18 protein-coding genes and 2 tRNA genes are annotated in these 20,773 nt (G+C 62.5%); 12 read left to right on the top strand and 8 right to left on the bottom strand.

The annotated features are described in order from the left end of the window. Window positions 1–103: 103 nt before the first annotated feature. A complete protein-coding gene (locus K1X11_RS10150; protein ID WP_221032225.1) occupies window positions 104–1,333 on the top strand; it encodes an argininosuccinate synthase in 1,230 nt (409 codons plus the stop codon). A 147-nt stretch (window positions 1,334–1,480) separates the two neighbouring features. Then, window positions 1,481–1,930, top strand: coding sequence for a hypothetical protein (locus K1X11_RS10145; RefSeq protein WP_221032224.1), 450 nt, complete (start codon window positions 1,481–1,483; stop codon window positions 1,928–1,930). Window positions 1,931–2,010: 80 nt separating this feature from the next. Here K1X11_RS10145 and K1X11_RS10140 read toward each other — a convergent pair whose 3' ends face one another. From K1X11_RS10140 to K1X11_RS10120, 5 genes are all read right to left on the bottom strand, one after another. Next, window positions 2,011–3,003, bottom strand: a complete 993-nt coding sequence (locus K1X11_RS10140) for an MlaD family protein (RefSeq protein WP_221032223.1) — start codon at window positions 3,001–3,003, stop codon at window positions 2,011–2,013. Continuing rightward, the gene (locus K1X11_RS10135) at window positions 3,000–3,806 is read right to left on the bottom strand and encodes an ABC transporter ATP-binding protein (protein ID WP_221032222.1); all 807 of its coding nucleotides are present in this window, start codon (window positions 3,804–3,806) and stop codon (window positions 3,000–3,002) included. Before K1X11_RS10135 ends, K1X11_RS10140 begins: the two co-directional genes overlap by 4 nt. 6 nt (window positions 3,807–3,812) lie before the next feature. Beyond that, entirely contained in the window at window positions 3,813–4,565 is a 753-nt protein-coding gene (locus tag K1X11_RS10130; protein ID WP_221032221.1) for an MlaE family ABC transporter permease, read from the bottom strand. Then, a complete protein-coding gene (locus K1X11_RS10125) occupies window positions 4,562–5,983 on the bottom strand; it encodes a hypothetical protein (RefSeq protein WP_221032220.1) in 1,422 nt (473 codons plus the stop codon). The genes K1X11_RS10130 and K1X11_RS10125 overlap by 4 nt, the downstream gene beginning before the upstream one ends. 186 nt (window positions 5,984–6,169) lie before the next feature. After that, the gene (locus K1X11_RS10120; RefSeq protein ID WP_221032219.1) at window positions 6,170–7,243 is read right to left on the bottom strand and encodes an MBL fold metallo-hydrolase; all 1,074 of its coding nucleotides are present in this window, start codon (window positions 7,241–7,243) and stop codon (window positions 6,170–6,172) included. A 98-nt stretch (window positions 7,244–7,341) separates the two neighbouring features. Between K1X11_RS10120 and K1X11_RS10115 the strand changes: the two genes are divergently transcribed. Next, window positions 7,342–7,917: an RsmD family RNA methyltransferase gene (locus K1X11_RS10115; protein ID WP_221032218.1), complete on the top strand. Its 576-nt coding sequence runs from the start codon at window positions 7,342–7,344 to the stop codon at window positions 7,915–7,917. Here the strand turns inward: K1X11_RS10115 and K1X11_RS10110 are convergent. Both K1X11_RS10110 and K1X11_RS10105 read right to left on the bottom strand, forming a co-directional pair. Beyond that, on the bottom strand, window positions 7,901–8,635 hold the full coding sequence (locus K1X11_RS10110) for a 16S rRNA (uracil(1498)-N(3))-methyltransferase (protein ID WP_221032217.1): 735 nt from the start codon (window positions 8,633–8,635) through the stop codon (window positions 7,901–7,903). The genes K1X11_RS10115 and K1X11_RS10110 overlap by 17 nt on opposite strands. Window positions 8,636–8,735: 100 nt before the next feature. Beyond that, window positions 8,736–8,809 (bottom strand) — tRNA-Gly (locus K1X11_RS10105). Between the two features lie 157 nt (window positions 8,810–8,966). Between K1X11_RS10105 and K1X11_RS10100 the strand changes: the two genes are divergently transcribed. From K1X11_RS10100 to K1X11_RS10060, 9 genes are all read left to right on the top strand, one after another. Then, window positions 8,967–10,148, top strand: a complete 1,182-nt coding sequence (locus K1X11_RS10100; protein WP_221032216.1) for a type II secretion system F family protein — start codon at window positions 8,967–8,969, stop codon at window positions 10,146–10,148. 60 nt (window positions 10,149–10,208) lie between these two features. After that, window positions 10,209–11,462 carry a sigma-54-dependent transcriptional regulator gene (locus K1X11_RS10095; RefSeq protein WP_221032215.1) on the top strand — a complete coding sequence of 418 codons (1,254 nt, stop codon included), beginning with the start codon at window positions 10,209–10,211 and terminating at the stop codon, window positions 11,460–11,462. Between the two features lie 99 nt (window positions 11,463–11,561). Further along, window positions 11,562–14,798, top strand: coding sequence for a carbamoyl-phosphate synthase large subunit (gene carB, locus K1X11_RS10090; RefSeq protein WP_221032214.1), 3,237 nt, complete (start codon window positions 11,562–11,564; stop codon window positions 14,796–14,798). Between the two features lie 26 nt (window positions 14,799–14,824). Further along, window positions 14,825–15,682, top strand: coding sequence for a formyltetrahydrofolate deformylase (gene purU, locus K1X11_RS10085; RefSeq protein ID WP_221032213.1), 858 nt, complete (start codon window positions 14,825–14,827; stop codon window positions 15,680–15,682). Window positions 15,683–15,769: 87 nt separating this feature from the next. Next, the gene (locus K1X11_RS10080) at window positions 15,770–16,483 is read left to right on the top strand and encodes a tetratricopeptide repeat protein (protein WP_221032212.1); all 714 of its coding nucleotides are present in this window, start codon (window positions 15,770–15,772) and stop codon (window positions 16,481–16,483) included. A 366-nt stretch (window positions 16,484–16,849) separates the two neighbouring features. Then, window positions 16,850–16,926, top strand: a tRNA-Pro gene (locus K1X11_RS10075). Between the two features lie 199 nt (window positions 16,927–17,125). Continuing rightward, a complete protein-coding gene (locus tag K1X11_RS10070) occupies window positions 17,126–17,665 on the top strand; it encodes a LysM peptidoglycan-binding domain-containing protein (RefSeq protein ID WP_221032211.1) in 540 nt (179 codons plus the stop codon). Between the two features lie 105 nt (window positions 17,666–17,770). Beyond that, a complete protein-coding gene (locus K1X11_RS10065; RefSeq protein WP_221032210.1) occupies window positions 17,771–18,358 on the top strand; it encodes an NUDIX hydrolase in 588 nt (195 codons plus the stop codon). 38 nt (window positions 18,359–18,396) lie between these two features. Further along, complete coding sequence (locus K1X11_RS10060; protein ID WP_221032383.1) at window positions 18,397–19,659, top strand: phenylacetate--CoA ligase family protein; 1,263 nt, start codon at window positions 18,397–18,399, stop codon at window positions 19,657–19,659. Here the strand turns inward: K1X11_RS10060 and K1X11_RS10055 are convergent. Next, entirely contained in the window at window positions 19,643–20,701 is a 1,059-nt protein-coding gene (locus K1X11_RS10055; RefSeq protein WP_221032209.1) for a PEP-CTERM sorting domain-containing protein, read from the bottom strand. The two genes, K1X11_RS10060 and K1X11_RS10055, sit on opposite strands and share 17 nt — an antisense overlap. Window positions 20,702–20,773 lie beyond the last annotated feature (72 nt).

Here is a 20,773-nt window from a genome sequence, read left to right as displayed (position 1 = left end):
TGAAATTTCAGGAGGGCCTCGGGCGATTGGGAGTGAAGGGGCCCCGGGGGATTTGCTTTGCGCGCGGCCCGCGGTTGCGCCTACAAGAACCGTTCCCTTTCTCATGAAAATTGTCCTCGCATACTCTGGTGGCCTCGACACCTCGGTCATCGTCAAATGGCTCAAGGAAACTTACGGAGCCGAAATCGTAACCTTCGCCGCCGACGTCGGCCAAGAGGAAGAGCTCAAGGGCTTGAGCGCCAAGGCGCGCAAGACCGGCGCTTCCAAGCACTACACTCTCAATCTGGTCGAGGAGTTTGCCCGCGACTACATCTACCCGATGATTCGCGCCAACGCGATTTACGAGGGCCAGTATTACCTGGGCACTTCGATCGCCCGCCCGCTCATCGCCAAGGCGCAGGTCGAAATCGCCCGTAAGGAAAATGCGGATACGGTCGCGCACGGCGCCACCGGCAAGGGCAACGACCAGTGCCGCTTCGAGCTCACCTACATGGCACTCGCGCCCGATCTCACGATCATCGCGCCGTGGAAGATGGACAACTACCGCGAGGCCTTCCCGGGCCGCACGGAGATGATCAACTACTGCCGCGATCATAAGATCCCCGTCGAAGCTTCCGCCAAGAAGCCCTACTCGATGGACCGCAACCTTCTGCACATTTCCTATGAGGCCGGCATCCTGGAGGATCCGTGGTTCGACCCGACCACCAAGAAGAACAAGGATATGTATAAGCTCTCGGTCGACCCCGAGGACGCGCCGAACAAGCCGGAGTATGTCGAACTCGAGTTTGTGAATGGCGACTGTGTTGCCGTGAATGGCAAGAAGATGACCCCGGGCAAGGTGCTCAAGACCCTCAATGCCCTGGGCGGCAAGCACGGTGTCGGTCGCGTCGACATCGTGGAAAACCGTTTCGTGGGCATGAAGTCCCGCGGTGTCTATGAGACCCCGGGCGGCACGATCCTCATGCATGGCCACCGTCAGGTGGAGTCGCTCACCATGGACCGCGACCTCATGCACCTGCGCGACAGCCTCATCCCCAAGTATGCCGAGCTCGTTTACAACGGCTTCTGGTTCGCGCCCGAGCGCGAGGCGCTGCAGGCCCTCGTCGACAAGAGCCAGGAGTTTGTGACCGGCACCGCCCGTCTCAAACTCTACAAGGGCAGCATCACCACGGTCGGTCGCAAATCGAAGTATTCCCTCTACGACGAGAACATCGCGTCGATGGAAGGCGTGCAGAGCTGGTATAACCAGAACGACGCCACGGGCTTCATCCGTCTCAACGGTCTGCGTCTCCGCGCCCGCGCTCTCGCGCAAAAGGGACCGAAGACCGACTAACGCGACGACGTTGCGCGCTAGCTGAATTTCGGCCGGATCCTGCCAAGACGGGATCCGGCTTTTTGTGGTCAGGCGGGACGGGGCGGCTCGCCGCGCCGCGCAAATTCGCACGCGACAAGATCTGCGCGATGCGCTTACCTTCCGGCCATGAACTCGTCGCCCTCTCGTGCCCCGGTGTGGATTCGTCGTGTTGGAATGCTGCTCCTCCTACTGGCGGGTTGGGTGGGGGCGCAGGCGCAGATCGAGGATTCTCTCAAGGGCGTGTGGACGATGGAGGACGAAACACCGTCGCTCATGCATCCGTCCAATGCGGAGCGTTTTTCAATTCAGCGAGTGACCGCCGGCGAGTCCCAATGGGCCGATGGCGTGTTTGTGCTGCGCTGGCCCAGCTCGGTGCAGCCGGAGCGGGGATACTTTTCCAACAAGAACGGCCGTGTGTGGATCACCACCTATCGTTACGTCGACAACGAGCGAGTGCGGGTGGAATACCGCGGTGAGATCAAGCGGGCGGTGGGCAAGATCACCTGGGAAGGCACCGCGATGGTGACCACCGGCAAACGCACCACGTGGGAGTTTGTCGCGACGCGCGAAGAGTGAGCTGAGCGTCACGCCGGTGAGGGGTGTAGCCGGGGTCGTTGACCCCGGTCCGGACCGGCCTCACCGAGGCCGGCTGCAGCTCAGAACAGCGAGTTGGCGGCGACGCCGACGGCGGTGATGGGTCCTTGGTCGGCCATGCCGTCGACCGCACGATTCACCTTCTGCACGGCGCTCTGCGCTTCGAGGAAGAGGCTGTCGTCGTTGATCAGGCGGCCGAGAGTGCCTTCACCGCTGTTCAGTTTGGTGGAGAGCTCGCGGAGGTTGGCGGCGGAGAGGCGGATGTCTTCGGCGATGCTGTCGTCGTAGAGCAAGGCACCGAGCGTGCCGTTGCCTTCCTTGACTTGGGCGACGAGGCCTTGGGCGTCGCTCATGAAGGTGCGGGCTTCGGTGGCGGCGCCGCGGATCTCTTCGATCGCGGCGATGAGTTCGGTGTAGCCCTGTTCGTCGGAGAGGAGTTTGCCCAGCGTGCCCTCACCGTCGCGCAGGCGTTGGGAGACGACCTCGAGGTTGGTGGTGATGGTGCTGATGCGGGAGCTGTTCTCGTCGACCATGGTGTTGAGCTTGCCCATGACGCCGCCGCCTTCGCCGCCGCCGCCGAGGGAGCCGGAGAAGTTGCTGAGGGCTTCCTCGACCTTGCGACCGACTTCGCCGATTTGGGAAACGACGGTGTTGAGGTCGGGGGTGTCTTGAGAGCGCAGGACGCTGCCCGGGTCGAGCGGGGCGGCTTCGCCAGCGCCGAGGGTGAGGGACACGTAGTTGCTGCCGAGCAGACCCGACATGGCGATGGTGGCCACGGAGTCGGCGGGCACGACGATGTTGTCCTGGATCTGCAGCACGGCCTCGGCGAAGCGGCCGTTGAGCTGGGTCTTGCGCACCATGCCGACGGCGACACCGGCCATGCGCACTTCGTCGCCGGCTTTGAGCTCCTTGATGGTGGCGAAGCGGGCGGTGAGTTCGTAGGACTTGTCCTCGTCGAGGGCGTTGCCGGACAGGGACTCAAAGGTCACCCAGATGAGGGCGAGTCCAAGCAGGAAGAAAAGCCCGACGCGGGCTGACATTTGGGCGTTGTTCATGATGAGGCCTCCAGGGATTTGAAGCGGGGATTGCGCACATCGATGCGCGGATTGAGAAATTCGGTGACGATGGGATCGGTCGATGCGCGCAGCTCATCGGGCGGGGCCACGATGGCGGTGCGGCCGTGATGGAGCAGGGCGACGCGGTCGGCGATGGTGAGGGACAGGTCGCGATCGTGGGACACGACGATCGAGGTGACGGCATACTCCTCCCGCAACGTGCCGATGATTTCGGCGATGGTGGCCGACATGATCGGATCGAGCTCCGAGGTGGGTTCGTCGTAGAGCAGGACCTGCGGCTCCATCACCAGCGCACGGGCGATGGCGACGCGTTTACGCATACCACCGGAGAGTTCGGACGGCATCTTGTGGGCGGCGTGCTCGATGGAGAGGATGCGCAGGGCGCGCATGACCCGGTCGCGGATGCTCTTTTTGGAACAGAGCGCGTGTTCGAGCGGGTAGAGCGCGAGGTTGTCGTAGACGGAGAGGGAGTTGAGCAGCGCGCCGGACTGGAACACCAAGGCGAGGGCGTAGCGGTTGCGCGTTTCCGGATCGATGGGGTTGTGTCCGTTGATGTCGATCTTGCCGGCCGTTGGTATCTCGAGACCGGCGATATGGCGCAGGAGCACGCTCTTGCCGGAACCGCTGGGGCCCATGATGACGAAGATCTCACCGGGTTCGACGGTGAAGGAAATGTCTTCGAGGACCTGCTGATTGCCGTAGCGCTTGGCGACACTGTCGATGTGGACAGTGACGGGTTTGCGGTCGTCGCGCTCGGGGAAAGGGGATCGGGTCAGAGGCATGGCGGATCAGGCGAGGACCTTGGTGATGAAGTAGTCGAGGGTGAGGATCGCCACGAGGGAGAGCACCACGGACTTGGTGACGGCGAGGCCGATTTCGCGCGGACCACCGCGGGTGCGCAGGCCGGTGTTGCAGGCGATGATGGTGATCACGAAACCGAAGATCTCGGCTTTGATGATGCCATCGAGAATGTCGTCGACGGTGAGAAATTCCTGCAGAGCGCGGAAGAACTGGTCGCCGGAGATACCGATGAAGCTCACGTATTCGCAGACGACCGCGCCGCCGAACCAGCCGATGAGATTGGCGAGAATGGTGAGCACTGGCATGATGAGCAGCACCGCCAGCAAGCGGGGCAGCACCAGCAGGCGCTCGGGCGGGATGTTCATGGTGACCAGGGCGTCGATCTCGGAGTTGACGCGCATGGACGCCAATTCGGCGGTGGTGGCGCTGCCCACGCGACCGGCAAGCAGAATGGCGACCATGACCGGACCCAGTTCACGGGCCATGGAGGCGCCGACGAGGGCACCGATGAGTTCCTTGGCGCCGAAGTCGCGGAAGCTGATGCCGGCCTGGAGCGCGAGCACCGCGCCGATGAAGAAACACAGCACGCTCACGATCGGCAGGGACGTGTAGCCGGCGAGGTAACCCTGTTCGGCGGTGCGCTTGAGGATGCGCGGCGCGGACGGCAGCGAGACGAAGGCGCGCCAGGTCATGAGCACGCCGCTGCCGAATGCGTCGAAGAAATTATGGAAGCGCGTCATGGCGAAGCGGTGGACGAAGAGGACGTGAAAGGAGTGCGAGCACGCAGGCCGTCGTCGTATTCGAGGCCGAGCTGATCTCCGAAGAGAGTGAAGCTTTTCTCGCCGGGGGCGGTGCGCAGGCGCAGGAGCGGTCCCAGTAGGCTGACGCGATGGGCACGTTCGCCGGGACGGCGGGACCATTTGATCAGGTTCCAGAGCACGCTGTGTTCAACGACGTCCTCCGAGTCATCGCGGTTGTAGCGATAGACATTAAAGAGAGGAGTCCAGAGGCGGCGGACGCGTTCGTTGTGCGGGAAAAACACTTCGACAGGGCTGAAGGCCTGCACCTGTTTGCGGCCAGCGCCATTGTCCCAAGAGCTGAAGAAGGGCCACAGGTGGGTCTTGCGCGCGGGGGCGGCATCGGGGTTGTGCAGGCTGGTCTGCACGGTCGAGTGATAGAGGAAGTAGAGGAACTGGCGGCGCTCGTGTTGGAGGTTGGCATCGTGCCAGGTGGCTTGACGCCAAAGCGGCCACATCACCCAGGTCTTGTCGTAGCCGCGCCGAATCGAGTGGGAGTAAAACGGCGCCCAGCGATTCACGTAGCGGTCGTCGCCGCGGCCTTGGACCCAGAGCGGCCAGAAGTAGTGACGGGCGTGATACTGGTAGGGTTCGGTGCGATCGACGTAGCCGAAGAACGGCCACAAGTAGGTCTCGCTGCGGTAGCCGGGGGAGCGGTCGAGCGCGTAGAGCGGGAGGAAGCCGGTTTGCAGGCTGGTCGGGTTGTCGGCGGGGCCCGTGCGCTTGCGGTAGTAGAGCGGCCAGAGGGCGAAACTCTCGGCTGACTCGTGCATGGTTGATTCGCGGTGGCCGCCGAGCGGCCAAACTTCAAAGCCGCGATGGCCTTCGCCGGTGATGGTTTTGATGAAGGGCCATGGGGTCGTGGTGGTGACGGCACCGTTTTTCTCGAAGCGACCGTAGAGCGGGAAAAACACCCAGTTCAGGCGGTCCTGCCCGAAGCGCTGCGGCACGTCACCGTAGATCGGGAAGACCGCGCGGTAGTCGTCGGAGCTGTCGGTGTCGGTCTGGCGGGAGAAATAAAATGGCCAGGCATCAAAGCGGGTCGTGCCGGTGGCGTCGTTGCGCTCGTAGTTGATCAGGTTGAAGAAGGACCAGCGGGAGACTTCGGCGGCCGGAGCCACTTCGCGGTGCCACAGCGGATACAGCACGCTGGCGGAAATCAGTTGCCCCTCGTCGTCCCGGACGGCGTCCCAGAACGGACGCAAGCCTGTCACGTGATCGCCTTCCGCGGTGACGGATCGGAACCAAAACGGACCGCGATCGAAGGTCTCCGCCGTCGTTTCATCCGCGCGCGCGGCGGCAGCACCGACGCTGGCGAGCGCAGTGAGAACGAGCAGGGCACGAATGAGGTGTTGAAGCATGGAGAGTAGGGAGGCGTCGGCTTTGGAAAACCTTCCCGGTAGATATAATTAGGCTCCTAACTACATCGCAAATTTCCCGAACGCAACCAGTCCGCGATGCATTGGGACGAATTTTATCCGAGGAGTGAGAAACGGTCCCTACGCAAAGGTGCGCAAGTCCCGGCGGTCGTCTGCTCGCTGGTGGGTTCAGACCCGCAGGGAGCCGCCCGGTTCGAGGGTGCGGAAGAGGTCCTCGGGCACGCCGATTTCGCGCCGGGCAGCGGCGAGCGCCTTAACCGGGGCATCGATGCCTTCGTCGGTCAGTTGAAAGGTGCCCCAGTGCACGCCGAGGCTTTTGCCGGCACCGACGGTGCGATGGATGCGCAAGGCTTCCTCGGGGTTGCAGTGTTGCGCCGCCATGAACCAGCGCGGTTCGTAGGCGCCGATCGGAATGAGGGCCAGATCGGGCGGACCGCAGCGTTCGCGCACGTCGCCGAACATGTGCTCATCCCAAGCGGTATCGCCGGTGTAGTAGACGGTGCGACCGCCGGCTTGGATGAAGAAGCCCGACCAGAGGCGGTGGTTGCGTCCGCCAGTCACGCGGTTGCTCCAATGACGGGCCGGCGTGGCGCGCACATGGAAACCGTGCGAGATCTCGTGTGCCTCCCACCAGTCGAGTTCGACGATGCGGTCGGCCGCGAAGCCGAAGTCGCGCAGCAGGGCACCGTTGCCCAGCGGGGTGATGACCAGCGGCGGTTTGGGTTGAGCGGCGAAGCGGGCGAGGGTGGCGGCGTCGCAGTGATCGTAGTGATCGTGACTAAGCAGGATCAGATCGATGGGGGGCAGATCCTCCCATTTCACGCCGGGCGGGTGCACGCGCTTGGGGCCGGCGAAGGAGACGGGGCTGCAGCGTTCGCTGTAAACGGGGTCGGTGAGGATGTTGCCGTGACGGGTCTGCAGCAGCACGGTCGCGTGGTTGATCCAAGTGGCGGTGAGGGTGCCATCGGTCGGCGCGGGCGGTGGTTGCTGGGGCGGAGCGTCGATTTCCTCCGGCCACTTGGTGCCCTTGCTGGTGAACTTCCACCGGAGCACGTCGAACCAGTTGCGGTTCTCGTGAAACCGGGGGTTGAAAAAGCGTCGACCGTCGCAGTGGTCGGAAACGGGGAAGCGGGCGGGGGAAGCCATAAGTTGCCGATAGCCAACAAAACCGGTGAGCGCGGTTCCGCCGACAATCGCGACGTTGCGCAGGAAACGGCGGCGGGTGAAGCGTCGAGTTGGCATGTCGGCGGGTTGATTGAAAACGGAGAGGGAGCGCGGTCGGGCACCTTGGGAGCTGCTTCGCGTTTGCCAAGTGAGAGGCGACGAATTGACCTGCGCGCATGCGTATAAGCGGCGGTGTGGCCAAAGGTATCAGCTTGCAGGTTCCCAAAGGGGACGCGGTGCGGCCGGCGACTGATGGCATGCGGCAGGCGTTGTTTTCGAGCGTGGGGGAGTTGGTGGTTGGCGCGCGCTTTCTGGATCTCTTCGCCGGCAGTGGCGCTTACGGCTTGGAAGCGCTGAGTCGGGGGGCCGCCGGTGGCGCCTGGGTCGAGCAACACCGGCGCACGGTCGACCTGCTCAAGCTGAACGTGGCGGCGGTGTGCCGCAGCGTGGGCCGGTCGCCGCAGGCGGATTTGCAGGTGATGGCGGCGGATGCCACGACGGTCCCGTGGCCGGAAGGGTGGGCGCCGCCGGACTTGGTGTTTGTGGATCCGCCATACCCGATCATCGAGGCCGTGTGGCCCAAAGTTTTCGCGCAGATCGAAGAGCGTTGGTCGGGCGCGGAGGCACCCTGGGTGCTCTTTGAGTTGCCGGGGGGCACGGAGATCGAGCCGGCGGGCTGGACCTGCGTGCGGCGGGTGGGGCGGGGGAAGCGGCAGCAGCCTACCGTCGCGATTTTTAAACGAGCGGATTAACCCGGTGGCGGGCGGCGTGCAGCAGCGTCAGACCCGCAACCACTGCCGTCTCCAAGCGGAGCACGCGGGTGCCGAGGTGGGCACGAACGGCGCCAAAGCGGGCCAACACCTCGCGGTCGGCGTCGTCCCAGCCACGCTCGGGGCCGAGGCAGAGCACGACGTGGGCGAAGGACGTGGGCAGCGGAAATTCGGCCATCGCGACCTCCGCACCGTAGTTGTCGAGCGCGAGTGTGGTGGTGGCGTCGTGGATCGAACCCAGCGCGGACGAAAGGTCATGTGCGCAGGTCACGCGAGGCAGGTGCGTGTCGAAGGCCTGCGCGGCACCCAACACGAGGTGTCGGCGCCAGGCCTCATCCTGCCATAGCGAGCTGTCGGCGTAGTTGATGTCGCTGCGAGCAGTGCGGACGAAGTGAATCTGGGTAACGCCCAGCGTGGTGGCGTCGCGCAGAATGTCGCGGGCGGTCTGGGGGCGTGGCAGGCCGACGACCAGGGTGGTGGCCGGCGGCGGCGGGTGAGGGGCGTCCCAGGTGAAGTCGAGGTGCAGGGCGTCTTCGGTGATGCTGCGCAGCGTCGCTTTGCCGCGCGGGCCATTGATGAGTCCGACATCAAAATTGTCGCCCTCGGAGCGGCGCAGCACCTTGAGGATGTGCCGGGCGCGTTCGTCGCTGCGGGGCAGCGGTGGGGCGGTTTCGCTCGGATCGAAGAGGACGATGTTCATGGCGGGGGAGACGCCGAGGGAGGTTTGTGGGCTCTGGTCGGCGGGCTCAGCCCGCTTCCGTCCGCTGGGCTTCGGCGGACACCGATCCGATTCGGATCGGTGGTGCGGCTGGACGGAATCGAACCGACGACATCTGTGTGGAAGACAGAGGTTTTACCACTAAACTACAGCCGCGAAGAGGGCGGAAGCATCACGTCCCCGCGCGAAGGGTCAAGCTCGCGGTCATACGCATGGCTAAGTGATTTTGGCAGTGGGAATAGCCGTATTTTTAGCACTTCGTTGACAGGGGAATGGAGTTGCCGGTCACGGGGTGAATCCTTTCGCTCCGCATATGGCTTTCATCTCCAGCGGCGCGTCCGGCTCGACGGGCTCCAAAAAAGTTCCAGCGTCGAAGTCCAAGAAACAGGGCTTTTGGGCGTCGCAAGAACTCGCCAAACAGAAGGCGAATGAGAAGAAGGCCAAGACTTACAAACTCCCGTTGGAGGAGTTGGCGGTTTTCACTCAGCAGTTGTCGTCTCTGCTGACGGCGGGCCTGCCGCTGGTGCAGTGCTTGGAGGCCCTGCAGGATCAGACGGAAGATCAGGTGTTTCGCATCGTGATCCGAGATGTGAGGGCCGAGATTTCGGCGGGTAATTCCTTTTCGACCGCGGTGAAGCGTTTCCCGCGCGCCTTCAACACCCTGTTTGTCTCGATGGTGGAGGCCGGTGAAGCGTCGGGTGCGCTCTCCGAGATTTTGGGCAAGGTCGCTTCGTATTTCGAATCGAGCGTGAAGCTGACCAAGAAGGTGAAATCGGCGATGACCTATCCGATCGCGGTCATTGGTTTGGCCATCGCTTTGGTCAACGTGTTGCTGATTTTCGTGATCCCGGTGTTTGCCGACATGTTCGCCGACTTCGGCGCCAAGTTGCCGGCCCCGACGCAGTTCCTGATCGATCTCTCCGATTTCCTGAAGGCCAACATCCTCTATATTATCGCCGGGTTGGGCGTCTTTGTCTGGATCTTCCGGCGGGTCGTCGCCACGCCGAAGGGGCGCGAAATCAAGGACAAGGCTTTGGTTAAAGCCCCCATTTTCGGCAACCTGATCCACAAGATCGCCCTATCACGCTTCTGCCGCACCTACGCGACGCTGGTGCGTTCCGGGGTGCCGATTTTGCGCACTTTGGAGATCGTTTCTTCGGCTTCCAACAAGGTGCAGATCGAGGGGGCCTGTGTGGAAATCGCCCGGCATGTGAGCCAAGGTGGGCAGGTTTCCGAGGTGATGGCCGCCAATCCGTTTTTCCCGCCCATGATGAAACACATGATCAAGGCGGGTGAGACTACCGGCAACGTGGACGGGATGATGAACAAGATCGCCGATTTCTATGATACTGAGGCAGAAGCGACCGTCGCGTCCCTCACGTCTCTGATCGAACCGATGCTCATCGTTTTCCTGGGTGTTGTTGTCGGTGGTATCGTTATGGCAATGTTCTTGCCGATTTTCCAGCTGGGTGCGGTGGCCGGCGGCTTGCAATAGGTCGCGGCTTGCGCCTCGCTGACCCTCCCGCGGTCCCCAACACGACCGCTTTTCTGTCCCATGCCTTCCGTTCTCATTGTCGACGATCTGCTCTCCATCCACGAAATGCTGGATGCGGTGATACAGCCGACTGGGTATTCGACGGCGTTCGCCACGGATGGGGAAAAGGGTTTGGCGCGATATAAGGAAGAGCGTTTCGATTTGGTCCTGGCCGATATCGACATGAAGCCGATGGACGGGATCACGTTGCTCAAGCAGCTCAAGACCTACGATCCCAGTGCGGTGGTCATCATCATGACGGCCTACGCGTCCACTGAGAGCGCCATTCAAGCGCTCAAGTTTGGAGCATTCGATTATCTGCAGAAGCCCTTCCGGGTGGACGAGTTGATCAGCACCCTGCGTCGGGGCATCGAGTTTCGCGAGTTCCAGCTCAAGCGAGCCAGCTCGGCCGCGCCTGAGGTGGATGTGGCGGATTTGGAGTCGCGCTTGGTCGGCTCGAGTCGGGAGATGCAGCGATTGCGCCAGCAGGTGCAGCGACTCGCCAATGCCCGCACGCCAGTCCTGCTGCAGGGCGAAATGGGCACGGGCAAGGACGCGATTGCGGAGTTGTTGCACGCCAGCAGCGCCGAGGACGGGGCACAGCTCGTGCGCATCGATTGCGCCCTGAGTTCCGAAGCCAATTTCGAACGCGGCTTGATGGGCGAAAACGGCGCGGGCGGTGAATGGGTGCAGCAGGCCTGCGGAGGCACTTTGTTGTTGGAGCGTCTCGAATCCCTGCCGTTCGAGATGCAGCAGGAGCTGGTGAGTGTGTTGCGCAACACTGCGCACCGTTTCCGGCTGATCTGCACCACCACGGCGGATTTGGAACTGATGACGGATGAAGGTCGGTTCCACGACGAGTTGTTCTATCGCGTGGCCTCGCTGCCGGTCAGCCTACCGCCCTTGCGGGAGCATCTGAGCGATTTGCCGGAGTTCATCCGGCACATCCTGGCCAAATCGTCCAATCCCCATTTTGACGCCAAACTCATCGAGTTTTCGCCGGAAGCGCTCGCGGTGCTGGAAGGTTACCGTTGGCCGGGCAACATGATGGAGCTCAATCAGGTGGTCACCAAGATTGCCGCATCAACCGAAGCGCGACTGATTTCGGCGGAGCAGCTGCCCATGCGGCTCAAGGAGCTGAGTCAGTGGCCCTCGCTGGCCGACCATTTGGCGGAGCAGCGCAAACAATACATCGAAATGGTGTTGCACGCCTGCCGGGGAGACCGCGGTGAGGCGAGCCGGGTGCTCGGTATCGACATCTCGGAGTTGGGTTGAATTTTTTGGCAAGGGGGATCCCCGGGGGCACGGTGATGAGTCCCGGAGTTCGCGCTTGCGCCGCTCCGGCCCCAGACTAACCGTCACGGCGCCTACGCCATGCCAAAGCGCGACGACCTCAAAACCATCCTCATCATCGGCGCCGGTCCTATCGTGATCGGCCAAGCCTGCGAATTCGACTACTCCGGCACCCAAGCGTGCAAAGCCCTCAAAGAAGAGGGTTACCGGGTTGTCTTGGTGAATTCCAATCCGGCGACCATCATGACCGACCCGGAGTTCGCCGATGTGACCTACATCGAGCCACTCACGGTGGAGTTCGTGGAAAAGATCATCGCCAAAGAGAAGCCGGACGCGCTGCTGCCTACGCTCGGTGGTCAGACTGCGCTCAATCTCTCCATGGAGCTGCACGAGCAAGGCATCTTGGAGAAATACGGCGTCGAGATGATCGGCGCCAAACCCGAGGCAATCGACAAGGGTGAGGACCGCGAGCTCTTCAAGCAGGCCATGCTCAAGATCGGCCTCGATATCGCACACTCCCGCACGGTGAAATCCTTGGCCGAGGCCCGCGAAGCGGCGGAGGAGCTCGGCAATATGCCGCTCATCATCCGACCGTCCTTCACGCTCGGCGGCTCCGGCGGCGGCATTGCCTACAATTTTGAGGAGTTTGAGGAAATTGTGGCCAACGGTCTCGATCTCTCTCCCGTGCACGAAGTCCTCATCGAGGAATGTCTGCTCGGTTGGAAGGAATACGAGATGGAGGTCATGCGCGATCACAAGGACCAGTGCGTCGTGATCTGCTCGATCGAGAACTTCGATCCCATGGGCGTGCACACCGGCGACTCCATCACGGTGGCGCCGGCGATGACCCTCTCGGACAAGGAATTCCAAGCCATGCGTGACGCCTCCTTCGCGGTCATCCGCGAGATCGGCGTCGAGACTGGCGGTTCCAACATCCAGTTTTCGCTCGATCCGAAGACGGGCCGTCAGGTCGTCATCGAGATGAACCCGCGGGTGTCGCGTTCGTCCGCGCTCGCCTCGAAGGCCACGGGTTTCCCGATCGCCAAGATCGCGGCCAAGCTGGCCGTGGGCTACACGCTCGATGAGCTGCAAAACGACATCACCCGTCTCACGCCGGCGTCGTTTGAGCCGACCATCGATTATGTGGTGACGAAGATCCCGCGCTTCACCTTTGAGAAGTTCCCGGGCTGCGAGCCGACCCTGACCTCCGCCATGAAATCGGTGGGTGAGGCCATGGCCATTGGTCGCACCTTCAAGGAGTCGATGCAGAAGGCGCTGCGTTCGCTCGAGATCGGGGCCCGGGGTTTTGGCGCGGGCGGCAAGCTCGGCGACGACACGCCGGCGGACCAGAGCCTTATCGTGGCCAAACTCGGCACGCCCAACCCGGAGCGCATCTTCTACATCCGCTACGCCTTCCTCGCCGGCATGTCCCTGGATGAGGTCTTCGAACTCACGAAGATCGATCCGTGGTTCCTGCACCAGCTTCGCGAGATCTTCGATATGGAGCAGGCGGTGAAGGGCCAGACGCTCGAAACCCTCGACACCAACCTGCTGCGCCGCGCCAAGAAATTTGGTTTCTGCGATGCCCAGCTCGCCCACCTGCTCGGCAGCGATCTCGACGCGGTGCGTGCCGCCCGTAAGGAGCGCGGCGTGCAGACCACCTACCGTCTGGTCGATACCTGCGCGGCTGAGTTTGAAGCGTTCACCCCGTATTACTATTCCAGCTACGGCGACGAGAACGAGATCATGCCGGGCGGCAAGAAGAAGATCATGATCTTGGGCGGCGGTCCCAACCGCATCGGCCAGGGCATCGAGTTCGACTACTGCTGCGTGCACGCGAGTTTTGCCCTGCGCGAGATCGGTTACGAGACGGTGATGGTGAACTCCAATCCGGAGACCGTTTCCACCGACTACGACACGTCCGACCGCCTTTATTTCGAGCCGCTCACCCTCGAGGACGTGCTGGAAATCTACGAGCAGGAGGGCTGCGACGGCGCCATCGTGCAGTTCGGCGGTCAGACTCCGCTCAATCTCGCCACCGATCTCAAGGCGCGCGGCGTGAACATCATCGGCACCTCGCCCGAGATGATCGATGCGGCCGAGGACCGGAAGCAGTTCGCGGCCATCCTGCACAAGCTCGGTCTCAAGCAGCCGGCCAATCGCACGGCGATGAACGAGAACGACGCCCTGACCGCGGCGCACGAACTCGGCTTCCCGGTGCTGCTGCGCCCTTCCTTCGTGCTCGGCGGACGCGGTATGTTCATCGTCTACAGCGAAGAGGAGTTTAAGAGCGTCGTGCGCCAGGCGTTTGACGCCATGCCCGACAAGCCGGTGCTCATCGACAAGTTCCTCGAGGACGCCATCGAGCTCGACGTCGACTGCATCAGCGACGGCGAGACGTCGATCATCGGCGGTATGCTTGAGCACATTGAGTTTGCCGGCGTGCACTCCGGCGACGCCGCCATGGTCATGCCCCCGCACACGCTCGGTAAGGAAATGATCGATACGGTGCGTGATGCCACTCTCGCGCTCGCCAAGGAGCTCAACGTGGTGGGCCTGATGAACGTCCAGTTCGCCATCAAGGACAACGAGCTGTTCCTCATCGAAGTGAACCCGCGCGCCTCGCGCACGGTGCCCTTCGTCGCCAAGGCGATGGGCGTGCCCTTGGCCAAACTCGCGGCGAAGATCATGGCGGGCCACAAGCTCAAGGAGCTTGGTTTTACCGACGAGATCGTGCCCAAGCACTGGTGCGTGAAGGAGTCCGTGTTCCCGTTTGTGCGCTTCCCCGGTTGCACCATCCAACTGAGTCCCGAGATGCGCTCCACCGGTGAGGTGATGGGCGTCGACGAGGACCTCGGTGTTGCCTTTGCCAAGGCCCAGGCTGCGGCCAAGCCCGGCCTGCCGGTCGGCGGCAACGTGTTCCTCTCGGTCAAGGATGCCGACAAACCGCGCGCGGTGGATCTCGCCCGTCGCCTGGTGCGTCTCGGCTTCAAGCTCTTCTCGACCGGGGGCACCGCCAAGGTGCTGGCCGAGAACGGAGTCGAGGTCACCCGTCTGGCCAAGATCAACGAAGGCCGCCCGACCGCGGTCGACATGATCAAGAACAACCAGATCAAGTTGGTGATCAACACCCCCGGCGGCATGATTCCGCGTAAGGATGAGAACAAGATCCGCGCCGCTTCCTATGCTCACAACGTCTGCCTCATGACTACGGTCATGGGCGCCTTCGCCGCCGTGAAGGGCATCGAAGCCCTCAAGGAAAAGCAGATCGAAGTGATGCCCATCCAGCACTACGTGAAAAACGTGCGTCCGGTCTGAGTCGGCCGCGCCCCTTGCTCGCCATCATGTCTGCCACCGAGGTAGCGCCGCATATCTGTCTGCTCCACGGTCCCGATCAACCGGGACTCGTGGCCAAGGTGTCCAATTGGATTTTCGAACGCGGGGGAAACATCCTCCACGCCGACCAACACCGTGACGTCGAGCAGGGGATCTTCTTCCAACGCGTCGAGTGGATCCCGGCCAGCGAATCGGCCGACGAACAAACGGCGTTTAAACGTTTCGCGACCGAGTTGGGCATGAACCCGGAAGTCTCGGCTCCGGGCGCTCGGCCCAAGGTGGCGATCTTCGTATCCAAGGCGGATCACTGTTTCCACGACATCGTGCTGCGTTGGAAAGCGGGCGAGTTCGCCTGCGACATCGTGGCGGTCGTTTCCAATCACCGCGTGATGGAAGAGGCGGCCCGCAACTATGGCCTGCCCTTTCACCACATCCCGGTGAGTGCTGCGACCAAAGTGGAGGCGGAGACGGCGCAACTGAAGCTGTTGGCCGAGCTCGACGTCGATCTGGTGATCATGGCGCGTTACATGCAGGTGCTGTCCGATCGTTTCCTCGATGGTTTCGGCAAACCCGTCATCAACATCCATCACTCCTTTCTGCCCGCCTTCGCCGGTGGCCGCCCCTATCATCAGGCACACACCCGTGGCGTGAAGTTGATCGGTGCGACGGCCCACTATGCCACCGCCGTGCTCGACGACGGTCCGATCATCCAGCAGGACGTGGCTCGTGTGACGCACCGTCACGAAGTGAATGACCTCATTCGCAAAGGCCGTGACTTGGAGAAACTGGTGCTCGCCCAGGCCGTGCGATGGCATTTGGAGCACCGCGTGCTCGTTTACGGCAACAAGACGGTCGTCTTCGATTGAGTCATTGACGGACGAGGCCGGGTGTCCGGCAGAAATCCCGCCTTTACGAGGGGGAAGGCATGTGTTTCGGTGCCCGTTTTCGCACCCATGTCCAAGTCCAATCCGACCCCTTCCCAACCTTCTGGTGGTGACGCCTCCGCGTCCGCCGATGTTCCCGCCGCCGCTCCCGATCTCGAGGAGAACGTGCAACTTTTCTGGGAAAAGAACCGCACCCTTCTCATTGGAATCGCGGTGCTGGTGTTGGTCGCCATCGTCGGCCGCAACGGTTGGATCATGTTGCAAGAGAGCCAGGAGGAGGCCGCTCGCATGGAGTATGCGGCACTCGACAGCGACAGTGCGCGCGAAGCGTTTGCCGACTCGCACGCCGGAACGACTTTGGCCGGTGCGGCCTTGCTGGAGGTTGCCGATGCCGCATTCGCGGATGGCCGGTTCGGTGAGGCCAAGACCAAGTATCAAGCCGCGGCGGAAGAGCTCGAAGGCACCGTTTTTGCCGATCGCGTGAGTCTCGGTGTGGCCATGTCGACGTTGATGTCGGGCGACGAATCCGCTGCCATCACCGCCCTGCGCGATCTAGCCAACAACCCGGCGGTGAGCCCGGCAGTCCGCAGCGAAGCCATCTTCCATCTGGCTTCGCGGGCGGCCAACAGCGGTGATTTTGAAGCGCTCAACAGCCTCGTCACCCAGATTGTCGCGATCGATCCGGCCTCCAACTGGACGCGTCGCGTAACGATGTTGCAGGCTGCTGTTGGTTCCGCTCCGGACGATACCGAGGAGTCGACCATCACGGTCCCGTCACTCTGATTTCGAGCCAGAACGATCTTCTGCAGCTGACCGCACGTCACGACGTGCGGTCTTTTTTTGCCTCAATGCCAAGCACGCGCGGGCGGAATCCAGGTAGGGCGGACCCGCTGGCGCAGGGCTCGTCGATTTCAGTAAGTGAATCGGAGGCAGGTGCAGCGGTCGGCCCGGCGGTCCGACCCTACCATTTACCGAATGGGCATCGGGAGGTCTGGGCGTGCCGCCAGCGCCGAGTATCCGGATTATCGATGCGCGCGGGATCGGGAGAAGTTTCTGAAATCGGGGCAGGGGAGGGCGTGGTTGGATGCGCGAATTGAACGCGGAGATTGACAGGCGAGGGCGTTGGCCCTGCGGTGCGGTCTTCTGTTTCGGGACGTAGCTTAGCCTGGTAGAGCGCCTGCTTTGGGAGCAGGAGGTCGCGAGTTCGAATCTCGCCGTCCCGACCATTTCGGAGTTCTCAATTTGGCGGATGGGTGGTCTGGCTGAGGTCCGTGGTTTCGAAGTCGCCCGAGGCGACCAAGTCTCGCCGTCCCGACCATTTCGCGAAAACGTTGTCGTTTCTCTTTCCGAGCGGCGTTGCCGACCATTTACCTGCTTGCTTCTGCCGGACGCGCGAACGTAGATCCTGTGGTTAGACTTCTCCCCATGGATACTATTTCTCAGGACAACAACGAATCATCGTTTAGCTGGCTGCCCGTTTTGGCCCTCATCGTTGGCGTGATCGCCGGCGTGCTGGCCGGTGTAGCGCTCGCTAAGGTGACCAACATCGACAAGACCCTTGCTGAGCAAAGCGCGATCGCGGCTCGCATCGATGATCTCGAGGGCAAAATGCGGGATACGGCGACGTCCGCCGAAACGGCCAATAAAAACATCACCAAGGTCATCGGCGACACCCAGAAAGGCTTCAACACCATGGGTGACCTGTTCGGTAAGCTCTCTGCCAAGGTCGACGAGCTCGAGACCAAGGCCATCACACCGCCTCCGGTTGTGTCCTCGTCCTCCTCCGGCAGTTCCAGCGCCCCGGCCGTGGCCGGTCCGAATGAGTATTTGGTGAAATCCGGCGATACCGGCATCAAGATCGCCCGCACCTTGGGGGTCTCCTGGACGGACCTGCAAGCGGTCAACCCGGGCGTGAACTGGAACCGCCTCGCCATCGGCCAGCCGATCAAGGTGCCGCAGAAGTAAGCGACCTTAGCCAGAAATCATCCTGACTTTCCGACGCCTCCCGGTTTATCGCCGGGAGGCGTTTTCGTTTTCCCTCCGCCGGAACAATGGCTTCATATCGCCGCCGTGTCCGCCTCTACTGATCCCCGCCCTTGGCAACGCACTGACGATCGCACCCTGCTGCACACCCGCGTCTTCGACGTGCGCAGTTCACGCTTTCGCCACCCCGGTCGCGCCGATGCGAAGGAATTTTTTGTCATCGATGCCCCGGACTGGGCAGTGGTTCTCCCGATGACCCCGCAGGGCGAACTGGTAATGGTGCGGCAGTTTCGATTCGGCATGGAGGGTTTGTCCCTGGAACTTCCCGGCGGGGTGATCGAGCGCGGCGAAGATCCGGCACAGGCTGCCGTGCGGGAGTTGGCGGAGGAAACAGGCTACACCGGAGCCGCACCGACAGTCCTGGGTTCGGTGCACCCGAATCCGGCCATTCAGAGCAATCGCGCCCACGTCATCCTCGTGCCGGAGGTGCAACTCACGGCGGACCTCAAGTGGGATGCGGATGAGGAAATGAGCATTGCGCTCGTGCCGGTGCAGGAGGTGTTGCAGCGGGCGCGGGCAGGGGAAGTGACCCACGCGCTCATGCTCAACGGACTCTTCCTGCTCGAGCCGTGGTGGCGGGAGCAGGGCAAAAAGCGGGGTTGGGCTGGAATTTGACTTGGGGCAGGACGCTCATTAGCTGACCGACCTTGAAGATGTCCGCTCCCCAGTTTGCCAACGATCCCGCCCAACTTGGGGTCAACCCGACCTCCGATGATGCCGAGCGCGTGCCCGCGCCGCTGGAGAGTGAGATCCGCCGTATTTACGAGCGCAGTCCGCTCTACGCCCAACGTTTCCCGCTGCATGAGGAACCGCTGCGCTGGGGTTGCTATGAAGAGATCCCGCGGCTGACCAAGCGCGAGATCGTGGAACGCGGCCATCAGTCCTTCTTCGCCGATTACAGCGAAATCGAGCGCGGTCTCGAGGAGTCGCGTTTCGAATACGAGAGCACCTCGGGCACGACGTCCGGACCCATGACCGTGATCATGGAGGACGGTTGGTGGGACGAACAGACCGCGCGCGCCTACGAGGCCTCCCCGATTCTGCGCCAGTTTGTGGGTAAAGCCTACCGCAAGTGCATCCTCGCGCCGGTGGGCTGTTCGAGCAACTTGTGTCCCTACGAGGACCACCCCTTCCCGCACCGCTATTTAAACGGCACGCACTACCTGAACCTCACCAGCGATCCGTTTGTGTTTCGCGAGGCGGAATGGGATCGCATCGTGGTGGAGCTCCAAGCCGTGAAACCGGACGTGATCGAGGGGGAGCCGATCTACCTTTCGTTGTTGGCGCGTGAGGTCTCCAAGCGCGGCGTCACTGTGCCGAGCGTCAAGGCCGTCATCCTGACCTATGGTAAAGCGAGTCTGCAGCACAGTCGCCGCATTGCCGAAGTGTTCCCTGCGCCGCAGGTCGACCTCTATGGTTCGACCGAAGCGGGCTATCTTTTCGTGGGGGACGCTTTTGCCGACAACTCCCAGGTGATCGACGCCAACGCCTTCGTGGAGTTGGTGCCCTACCGGGGGCTCGACGAAGTGTTTCAGATCATCGTCACCACTCGAGGCCGCGAAGCCATGCCGCTGCTGCGTTACCACACCGGCGATATCGTGCAGCGTTTTCCGCAAGGTTACCGTCTGCTCGGTCGCGAGGGCGGGCTGCATTTCCGGGCCGATGGTTCGCTGGTTTCGCCGACGGATATCGATCAGGTCCTGCCGGAGGACTTCAAGTGCTGGCACTACTCGCTGGTGCAGGCCAAGGCGGACCGTTGGGACTTTCACTACGTGGCGGATCATACCGCGCCCGATAGCGTGACGGCCGCGATCGCCCAAGTTCTCGGTGATGGCGCTCGCGTGGTGCCGTTTCGCCGTCGCCACATCCCGCCAGCGGCGAGTGGTAAGTTTGCCCTGCTCAAGCCGCTCGCTTGAGCGCTCGGGCGCGGGGTAGCAGCCAACGCCGCCGACCGTAGACGCCTAGAAGTGTCAGCATGAGCACCGCGCCGTAGGTCGACGGTTCCGGGATCGGATTAGCCATCTGCGCCCCGAAGCCCATGAAGTCGACGTTGCCGTAGAGGTTGCGGTCGGTGTCGGTGCGGTAGACCGAACTGTTGTTCCAATTAACCAGATCGTTGGCGGAGCCGGCGTTCACATCCGCGGCCATCAACGAAAACCCCTGAATGGTGTCCCCAACCTGCATGCCCAAATCGGTGAAGCGAATCAGGATGCCGACGAGGTTGAGGTCGGAGCCGAGCTGGGTGAAATTATTGGCGTAACCGGTCAGGTCGTCGCCGTCGTCATAGGTGGCGCGGGCAAACTCGAGGCTGCCGTTGTCGGTGGGGGAGAGCAGGGCTTCACCGAAGGAATCGGCGCCGATGAGCAGGCCGGTGTTGGCAAAGGAGTCCGGGGCCGCCGCACTGGAGTCCCAACCGTCGAAGGCGGCGATACGGAAGGCATCGCCTTGGTTGCCGAAGTTCTCGAGGTCGAAAAGCACGATGCCCGCGCCCTCCTGCACCACGTAGTCGCCAAAGTAAAAATCGATGCGCTCGATGTTGGTGTTCTGGCTGGAGCTGGAGCTGCCGGTATTGGCGAAGGGGTCACGCAGACCGGTGAAGAGGTTGCCATCCGTAAACACCTCGCTGGCCGTGGAGGGAGCTGAGCCCCAGACGCGATCGTAGGAATCGACCTGGTAGAACAAAGTCGTGTTGTTGGGCCCGGTCCACCACGACTGATTGCGGCGGATGTAGACGTCCTGCGCGAGCGGGCCATTGAACTGGTAGTCGCCGGCGGCCGTGCCCACCGAATCGACCGTGTAGCTCTCATTGCGGAAACTGATGCCGCCTTGGTAGCTGTTCCAGTAGTTGGTGCTGTCGCCGTAGTTGATCGAGGTGACCGCAACCTGCGCACGCAGGTGCACTCCGGCGCCGATGGCGAGGAGTCCTAATGCGATGGAGACAGTTGAAGCGACTTTCATGGTCGGGGCGCGGCCGCACCCCTCTTCGCAAGATCGGCCGGGGGGAGGCTTACTTGAGACCTTTTGGCAGCT

The sequence above is a fragment of the Actomonas aquatica genome (genome assembly GCF_019679435.2).
GTDB lineage: Bacteria > Verrucomicrobiota > Verrucomicrobiia > Opitutales > Opitutaceae > Actomonas > Actomonas aquatica.
Note: the sequence above shows the minus strand (reverse complement) of the source record. Positions and strands in the feature narration are given on the sequence as shown.

Bases quoted from the DNA above. Each gene is read 5' to 3' on its own strand.
- K1X11_RS10150 (WP_221032225.1), top strand. From the start codon at position 104: ATGAAAATTGTCCTCGCATACTCTGGTGGCCTCGACACCTCGGTCATC.
- K1X11_RS10145 (WP_221032224.1), top strand. From the start codon at position 1,481: ATGAACTCGTCGCCCTCTCGTGCCCCGGTGTGGATTCGTCGTGTTGGA.
- K1X11_RS10140 (WP_221032223.1), bottom strand. From the start codon at position 3,003: ATGAACAACGCCCAAATGTCAGCCCGCGTCGGGCTTTTCTTCCTGCTT.
- K1X11_RS10135 (WP_221032222.1), bottom strand. From the start codon at position 3,806: ATGCCTCTGACCCGATCCCCTTTCCCCGAGCGCGACGACCGCAAACCC.
- K1X11_RS10130 (WP_221032221.1), bottom strand. From the start codon at position 4,565: ATGACGCGCTTCCATAATTTCTTCGACGCATTCGGCAGCGGCGTGCTC.
- K1X11_RS10125 (WP_221032220.1), bottom strand. From the start codon at position 5,983: ATGCTTCAACACCTCATTCGTGCCCTGCTCGTTCTCACTGCGCTCGCC.
- K1X11_RS10120 (WP_221032219.1), bottom strand. From the start codon at position 7,243: ATGCCAACTCGACGCTTCACCCGCCGCCGTTTCCTGCGCAACGTCGCG.
- K1X11_RS10115 (WP_221032218.1), top strand. From the start codon at position 7,342: ATGCGTATAAGCGGCGGTGTGGCCAAAGGTATCAGCTTGCAGGTTCCC.
- K1X11_RS10110 (WP_221032217.1), bottom strand. From the start codon at position 8,635: ATGAACATCGTCCTCTTCGATCCGAGCGAAACCGCCCCACCGCTGCCC.
- K1X11_RS10100 (WP_221032216.1), top strand. From the start codon at position 8,967: ATGGCTTTCATCTCCAGCGGCGCGTCCGGCTCGACGGGCTCCAAAAAA.
- K1X11_RS10095 (WP_221032215.1), top strand. From the start codon at position 10,209: ATGCCTTCCGTTCTCATTGTCGACGATCTGCTCTCCATCCACGAAATG.
- carB (WP_221032214.1), top strand. From the start codon at position 11,562: ATGCCAAAGCGCGACGACCTCAAAACCATCCTCATCATCGGCGCCGGT.
- purU (WP_221032213.1), top strand. From the start codon at position 14,825: ATGTCTGCCACCGAGGTAGCGCCGCATATCTGTCTGCTCCACGGTCCC.
- K1X11_RS10080 (WP_221032212.1), top strand. From the start codon at position 15,770: ATGTCCAAGTCCAATCCGACCCCTTCCCAACCTTCTGGTGGTGACGCC.
- K1X11_RS10070 (WP_221032211.1), top strand. From the start codon at position 17,126: ATGGATACTATTTCTCAGGACAACAACGAATCATCGTTTAGCTGGCTG.
- K1X11_RS10060 (WP_221032383.1), top strand. From the start codon at position 18,397: ATGTCCGCTCCCCAGTTTGCCAACGATCCCGCCCAACTTGGGGTCAAC.
- K1X11_RS10055 (WP_221032209.1), bottom strand. From the start codon at position 20,701: ATGAAAGTCGCTTCAACTGTCTCCATCGCATTAGGACTCCTCGCCATC.